At 68.8% G+C, this 6,747-nt stretch carries 6 protein-coding genes; 1 reads left to right on the forward strand and 5 read right to left on the reverse strand.

Annotated features, from left to right (window positions below):
- Window positions 1-482: histidine phosphatase family protein (locus WBL05_RS14145; RefSeq protein ID WP_424226840.1), on the forward strand; the 482-nt coding region annotated here is incomplete at its 5' end.
- On the opposite strand, the gene WBL05_RS14150 is transcribed toward WBL05_RS14145, so the two are convergent.
- The 5 genes from WBL05_RS14150 to sucB all read right to left on the reverse strand — a co-directional run.
- Window positions 466-1,341: a VOC family protein gene (locus WBL05_RS14150; protein WP_424226842.1), complete on the reverse strand. Its 876-nt coding sequence runs from the start codon at window positions 1,339-1,341 to the stop codon at window positions 466-468. The two genes, WBL05_RS14145 and WBL05_RS14150, sit on opposite strands and share 17 nt — an antisense overlap.
- A 78-nt stretch (window positions 1,342-1,419) precedes the next feature.
- Complete coding sequence (glnA, locus tag WBL05_RS14155; RefSeq protein ID WP_424226844.1) at window positions 1,420-2,841, reverse strand: type I glutamate--ammonia ligase; 1,422 nt, start codon at window positions 2,839-2,841, stop codon at window positions 1,420-1,422.
- Between the two features lie 190 nt (window positions 2,842-3,031).
- Complete coding sequence (locus tag WBL05_RS14160; RefSeq protein ID WP_424226846.1) at window positions 3,032-4,822, reverse strand: ABC-F family ATP-binding cassette domain-containing protein; 1,791 nt, start codon at window positions 4,820-4,822, stop codon at window positions 3,032-3,034.
- A gap of 3 nt (window positions 4,823-4,825) precedes the next feature.
- A complete protein-coding gene (locus WBL05_RS14165; protein WP_424226847.1) occupies window positions 4,826-5,608 on the reverse strand; it encodes a DUF4191 domain-containing protein in 783 nt (260 codons plus the stop codon).
- A gap of 139 nt (window positions 5,609-5,747) precedes the next feature.
- Window positions 5,748-6,747 (reverse strand): 2-oxoglutarate dehydrogenase, E2 component, dihydrolipoamide succinyltransferase (gene sucB, locus WBL05_RS14170; RefSeq protein ID WP_424226849.1); only part of this gene is annotated, 1,000 nt, incomplete at its 5' end.

The following is a 6,747-nucleotide window of genomic DNA, read 5'->3' on the forward strand; positions in this document are numbered from 1 at the left end:
GGGCTGCCGCCGAGGTGGCCGGGCGGCTCGGCGGGCCGGCTGCGGTACTGAGCTCGGACGTCGAACGGGCCCGCCAAACCGCGCAGCGGGTGGCGCGTCGCCTCGGCGTCCGGTTCGAGCAGACCGAACTGCTGCGCGAGCAGTACCTGGGCGAACTGGAGGGCCGCCCGGTGGCGGAGCTGTCGGCTCAGCCGGTCCCCGAGGGCTTCGACATCACCGAGGTCGGTTGGGGCGGCGGCGAGTCGATGGCCGAGGTGCAGCTGCGGATGCGGCGCCTGCTCGGCTGGTTGGGCGGCCGTGACGACCTGCCGGACGCCGTGGTGCTGGTCGGGCACGGCCACGCGCTGGCGGCCCTGCTGGCGCTGTTGGACGGCCGCGGTCACCGCGATATCGACTGGGCTGCCGACTCATTGCGGCTGGCGGAGGTCCGGCCGGTCGAGTGGCGGCCGCTGGACTGGCGGGGCGTCAGCCGACCAGGTTGAGCCGCACCTCGTTGCGCCACGGGTCGAGGGTCACCACCCGGTCACCGTCGTCGCGCACCTCGCGACCATCAGCCCGCAGCCGTTCGACCAGCCGGTCGAGTTCGGTGCGGTTCGGGATCGCGATGTCGACCGATCCCAGACCGAGGGTCTTGTCGCGCGGGCCGGCGCCGGCCGACTGCCAAGTGTTCATGCCGATGTGGTGGTGGTAGCCGCCGGCGGAGACGAAGATCGCCCGGCTGCCCATCCGGGCGGTCTGATCGAAGCCGAGGGTGCCGACATAGAAGTCCCGGGCGGTCGGGATGTCACCGACCTGCAGGTGGGCGTGGCCCAGCACGGCGCCGAGCTCGGGCCGGCGTCCGGATTCGACCAGGTCACGATCGATGTGGCTGTTCACGAACCGGGACGGATCCAGGTAGATGGTGGTCATGCGCACCTGGTCGCCGTCCCATTGCCACTGGTCACGCGGCCGGTCGGCGTACAACTCCAGGCCGTTGCCCTCGGGGTCGGTGAAGTAGAAGGCCTCGCTGACCAGGTGGTCGGCCGAACCGGTGTAGGTGTCGGGGTACCTGCTGAACATGCTGAGCAGGCTGGCCGACAGGTCGGCCTGGCTGTCGAACAGGATCGCCGAGTGGTAGAGCCCGGCCGCGCTGGACGCCGGCCGCCGCAACTCGGGGGAGTGCACCAGCTTCAGGATCGGCCGCGCGCCCAGGCCGAGGGTAATGGTTCCGCCGCCCTCGGCTAGCGGCGCCAGACCGACCCCGTCGGTGTAGTAGCGCACCATGGCGGGCAGATCGGCGACGCGCAGGCTGAGGGTATCCATGTGGGTGGCGGGGTCGAGCCGCTCGGTCTGGTGTGTCATCACAACTCCTCGAAAGATTGGTTGTTGGTTCAACCAATCCGCGGGCTGGACTATTCCCGACCCCGCCAACGCTCGCGATCAGATCTGGTAATACAGGTCGAACTCGTACGGGTGCGGCCGCTGCCGCAGCTCGTCGATCTCGGCCCGCTTCAACCCGATCCAGGTCTCCAGCAGGTCGGCAGTGAAGACGTCGCCTGCCAACAGGAAGTCCTGGTCGGCCTCGAGCGCCTTCAGCACCTCCTCCAGCGAACCCGGCACCTGGGCGATGTCGGCGTGCTCTTCCGGCGGCAGCTCGTAGAGGTCCTTGTCGACCGGCGCCGGCGGTTCGATCCGGTTCTGGATGCCGTCGATGCCGGCAAGCAGGATGGCGGCGAAGGCCAGGTAGGGGTTGGACGACGGGTCGGGGCAGCGGAACTCGACCCGCTTGGCCTTCGGGTTCGAGCCGGTGATCGGGATCCGGATGCAGGCCGACCGGTTGCGGGCCGAGTAGACCAGGTTGACCGGGGCCTCGAAGCCGGGCACCAGCCGGTGGTAGCTGTTGATGGTCGGGTTGGTGAACGCCAGCAGCGCCGGGGCGTGGGCCAGCAGGCCGCCGATGTACCAGCGGGCCAGGTCGGACAGTTGGGCGTAACCGCTCTCGTCGTAGAACAGCGGCTTGCCGCCCTGCCAGATCGACTGGTGGACGTGCATACCGGAGCCGTTGTCACCGAAGACCGGCTTGGGCATGAAGGTGGCACTCTTGCCGTTCACGTAGGCGGCGTTCTTGACCAGGTACTTGAACTTCATCACGTTGTCGGCGCTGGTCAGCAGTTCGGCGAAGCGCCAGTTGATCTCGGCCTGGCCGGCGGCCCCGACCTCGTGGTGCGCCCGCTCGATGACCATCCCGGCGTCCTGGCAGAGCTTGACGATCTCGTCGCGCAGGTCGCCGTAGTGGTCGGCGGGTGCGACCGGGAAGTAGCCGCCCTTCTGCTTCACCTTGTAGCCGAGGTTGCCGCGCTCCTCCTCCCGGGCGGTGTTCCAGCCGGCCGACTCGGCGTCCACCGCGTAGAACGAGGTGTGCCCGTTGGATTCGTAGCGGACGTCGTCGAAGACGTAGAACTCGGCCTCGGGAGCGAAGAAGACGGTGTCGCCGATGCCGGTGGTGCCCAGGTACGCCTGCGCCTTGCGGGCGATGTTGCGCGGGTCACGGCTGTACGCCTCCTTGGTCAGCGGGTCGTGGACGAAGAAGTTGACCACCAGGGTCTTCACCCTGCGGAACGGGTCGACGAAGGCGGTGGTGGGATCGGGCAGCAGCGACATGTCCGACTCGTGGATGGTCTGGAAGCCGGTCACCGACGAGCCATCGAAGGCCAGCCCCTCCTCGAACACCTCGGGGCCGAACTCGCTGGCAGGCACGGTGAAGTGCTGCATGATGCCGGGCAGGTCACAGAAGCGGACGTCGATGCTCTCGACCCCCTGATCGGTGATGTAGGCCAACAGGTCATCGGCACCTTTGAACATGGGCTTCCTCCCACTCGGGGACCGGTCTGGCCGGCCGCGTGCAATCTGGACGCGATCACGCTAGCGGCCCAAGTCCGCGAGGGTGTTGCGCAGCTGTTTCAGCGATGTTACGGCTGCCGGGGCAGGCCGGGCATCCGAACCGGCTGGACACCGGCCTTCCGCGTCTGCGGACTACAGGTGCACCGGCCGCCTAGCCCTCGGCGTCCTCGGCAGCCAGCAGCCACGCCTCCTCGAGCTCGACCTGCCTGGCCTCGGCGGCATCGAGTTCGACCTGCAACTCGGCGAGCCGGGTGTAGTCGGACGCCGATTCGGCCATCCGCAGGTGCAGCCGGTCGACCGCCCGGGCGGTCTTGTCGAGTTGGGACTCCAGCCTGGCCAGTTCCTTGCGGGCGGCGCGGCTGCGGGCGGCGTCCGATACCTTCGGCTGGGTCGGCTGGGTCGGCTGGGCGGGTGGCCGTTCGTCCTGCTCGGCGGCCCGTTCGGCGAGGTACTGGTCGATCCCACCGGGCAGCAGGACGCAGGAGCCGTCACTGCGCAACGCGTACTGGACGTCGCAGACCCGCTCCATGAAGTACCGGTCGTGCGAGGCCACCACCAGGGTGCCCGGCCAGCTGTCCAGGTAGTCCTCGATCACAGTCAGGGTGTCGATGTCGAGGTCGTTGGTGGGTTCGTCCAGCAACAGGACGTTCGGTTCGCCGAGCAGCAGCCGCAGGAGTTGCAGCCGTCGGCGTTCACCGCCGGAGAGCTCACCGATCCGGGTCACCAGTCGGTCACCGGTGAACCCGAAGTCCTCCAGCAGATTGACCGCCGACGCGTCCCGCCCGGTGGCCAGCTTCGTCTCGGCACGCAGCCGGTTCACCGAGGCCAGCACCCGGTCGTCGTCGTCCAGTTCGGTGACGTGCTGGCTCAGGTGCGCCAACCGCAGGGTCTGACCGTGCTTGACCTGGCCGGAGGTCGGTCGCTGTTCGCCCGCCAACAGCCTGAGCAGGGTCGACTTGCCCGAACCGTTCACCCCGACCAGGCCGATCCGGTCGCCGGGCCCGATCGACCAGGTGATCCGGTTCAACAGCGCCCGCCCATCGGGCAGCACCACGCTGGCGTCGGTCAGGTCGATCACGTCCTTGCCCAGCCGCGCCGAGGCAAACTTCGCCAGCTCGAGGCGGTCGCGTGGCTCCGGCTCGTCGGCGATCAGCTCATTCGCCGCCTCGATGCGGAACTTCGGCTTGCTGGTGCGGGCCGGCCCCCCGCGCCGCAGCCAGGCAAGTTCCTTGCGCACCAGGTTGCGTCGACGCTGCTCGTTCGCCGCCGCCTGCCGGCTGCGTTCGGCGCGGGCCAGCACGTAGGCGGCGTAACCGCCGTCGTAGTCGTCGACGACCCCGTCGTGCACCTCCCAGATGCGGGTGCAGATCGCGTCCAGGAACCAGCGGTCGTGGCTGACCACCAGCATCGCCACGCCACGGTCCTGCAGTTCGCGCAGGTGCTGGGCCAGCCAGTCCACCGCCTCGACATCGAGGTGGTTGGTCGGTTCGTCGAGTACCAGCAGGTCATGGCGGCCGGTCAGCAGACCGACCAGGGCTACGCGCCGCCGCTCGCCACCGGACAGGGACGCCGCCGCGGCGTCCAGTTCGATGCCGGCCAGCAGGTGGGCCACGATCCGGCGCTGCCTGGCGTCCGCCGCCCAGACGTGGTCGGCGACCCCGCCCAGCGCCAGGTCGCGGACTGTCTGCTCGCCGACCGCCTTTTCGGCCTGCTCGAGCACGGCCACCGAGATGCCGCCGGTGCGGGTGACGCGGCCGGCATCGGGCTCGACCTGGCCGGTGAGCAGCCCGAGCAGCGTCGATTTGCCGTCACCGTTGCGTCCGACCACGCCGATGACGTCACCGACGGCCAGGCCGAGGCTGACGTCGTCGAGCAGGATGCGGGTTCCGTAGCCCTTGGTGAGGCCTTCCGCGTTGATCAGGTTCGGTGCGCCGGACGCCACCGGTCAGCGGCCCCGCATTGCCTTGCGGGCCCCCTTCATCGAGGTCGGCAGCGGACCCTTGGGCAGCGGGATGCGGGACCTCATGGCGTCCAACGCCTTCAACCGGCCCTTGACCTCCTCGACCTGAACGGCGTCGAGGGTCCTCGGCAGCTTCTCGATGTGCTTCTGCAGCTTCTCCATCGGTACCTGACCGGCATCTTCACCCATCTGGATGGCCTCGACGTGAATGCCGTACAGCACCTGCTGGTGACGCTTGATCTCGGTGGACATCAGCTGCTTGAGCCGGCCCGGGTCGCCGTCCCCGACCAGCACCACGCCCGGTTCTCCGACCACCCGGTGGATGCAGTCCTGCGCCCGGGTGACGGAGATGGCGGGCTGGACGGTGTACTTCTTCTTGTTCAGCATGCTGAGCGGCACCTCGCCGGCGCCGGGCTGCCCCCGGTAGCGGGTGTAGGCGCCCTTCTTGGTGCGGTGGGTCAGCATGAACAGGGCGGCGGTGATGCCGAACAGGGCACCGATCAGCAGCCCCCACAGCCAGTCGAGGCTGCCCGGGCGTCCCATCACCAGCCCGAGCACCAGGCCCAGCAGGGTGACCGCCAGCCAGCTGCCGGCCAGCCAGTAGGGCAGCTGCGGATCGACCTGGTGGGTGAGCTTGAACGACTCACGGATCTGCCTGAGAGTGCCCCAGTCAGCGGGGTTGTCGGAGTTGCGCTTCTTCTCCCGCAGGGCCTTGGCCTCGGCCTTCTGCTTCTCGGCCAACTCCTTGGCCCGCTCGCTCTTAGCCATCGCTTGCTCCGTCGCCTTGTCGTAGTCAGCCCCGGTTCTGCGCAGCAGTGATCAGCGCCGGCCGGGGAGGTCCATGCTACCCATGACGCGCGAGCGCCGCGAACCCCGGGGGTCCGCGGCGCTCGTCGCCTGCCTCAGATCACAGACCGAACTCGCTGCCGAAGTCACCGGCATCGAGCCGGGCCTTGACCGCGGACAGGAAGCGGGCCGCAACGGCGCCGTCAACCAACCGGTGGTCGTAGGTCATCGAGATGTACATGATGTCGCGGATCGCGATGACGTCGTTGCCGAACTCATCGGAGACCACCACTGGCCGCTTCACCATCGCGCCGGTGCCCAGGATCGCCGAGTTGGGCTGGTTGATGATCGGGGTGTCGAACAGCGTGCCCGCCGAACCGTAGTTGGTGATGGTGAACGTGGCGCCGGCCAGCTCATCGGGGTTCAGCTTGTTGTCGCGTCCGCGGGCCGCCAGGTCGGCGATCGCCCTGGCGATGCCACCGACGTTGAGGTCGCCGGCGTTCTTGATGACCGGGACCAGCAGGCCACGCTCGGTATCGACCGCGATGCCCAGGTGCTCGGCACCGTGGTAGACGATGTTCTTCTCGTCGATGGACGCATTGACGATCGGGAACGCCTTCAATGCCTCCACCGAAGCCTTGGCGATGAAAGCCAGGTAGGTCAGGCCGGCGCCCTCGCGGCGACGGAAGTCGTCCTTCACCATGGCGCGCAGCTTGCTGATGGCCGTCAGGTCGACCTCGACGGTGGCGGTGAGTTGGGCCGCGGTCTGCAGCGACTCGACCATCCTGCTGGCGATGATGGTGCGCAACCGGCTCATCTTCTCGGTGGTGCCGCGCTTGCCGGATTCGTCCGCAGCCGGCGGGCCGGCCTTCTTCTCGGCTGCCGCGGTCGGGGCGGCGGGTGGGGTCTTCTCGGCCTCCGCCTTGATCTGCTCGGCAGCGGCGGCCTTCTCGGCCTCGGCGGCCGCCTTGGCGGAATCGGCCGCAGCCTGGACGTCCTGCTTGCGGATGCGTCCGCCCACACCGGTGCCGGTGATGGCGTTCAGGTCGACGCCGAGGTCGGCCGCCATCTTGCGCACCAACGGGGTGACGTAGGGGGCTTCCTCCTCGCCGGATGCGCGC

The organism is Brooklawnia sp. (assembly GCF_049651565.1).
Taxonomy (GTDB): Bacteria; Actinomycetota; Actinomycetes; order Propionibacteriales; family Propionibacteriaceae; genus Brooklawnia.

Excerpts from the sequence above, each read along its gene's own strand:
- WBL05_RS14150 (WP_424226842.1), bottom strand. The coding sequence starts at position 1,341 with ATGACACACCAGACCGAGCGGCTCGACCCCGCCACCCACATGGATACC.
- glnA (WP_424226844.1), bottom strand. The coding sequence starts at position 2,841 with ATGTTCAAAGGTGCCGATGACCTGTTGGCCTACATCACCGATCAGGGG.
- WBL05_RS14165 (WP_424226847.1), bottom strand. The coding sequence starts at position 5,608 with ATGGCTAAGAGCGAGCGGGCCAAGGAGTTGGCCGAGAAGCAGAAGGCC.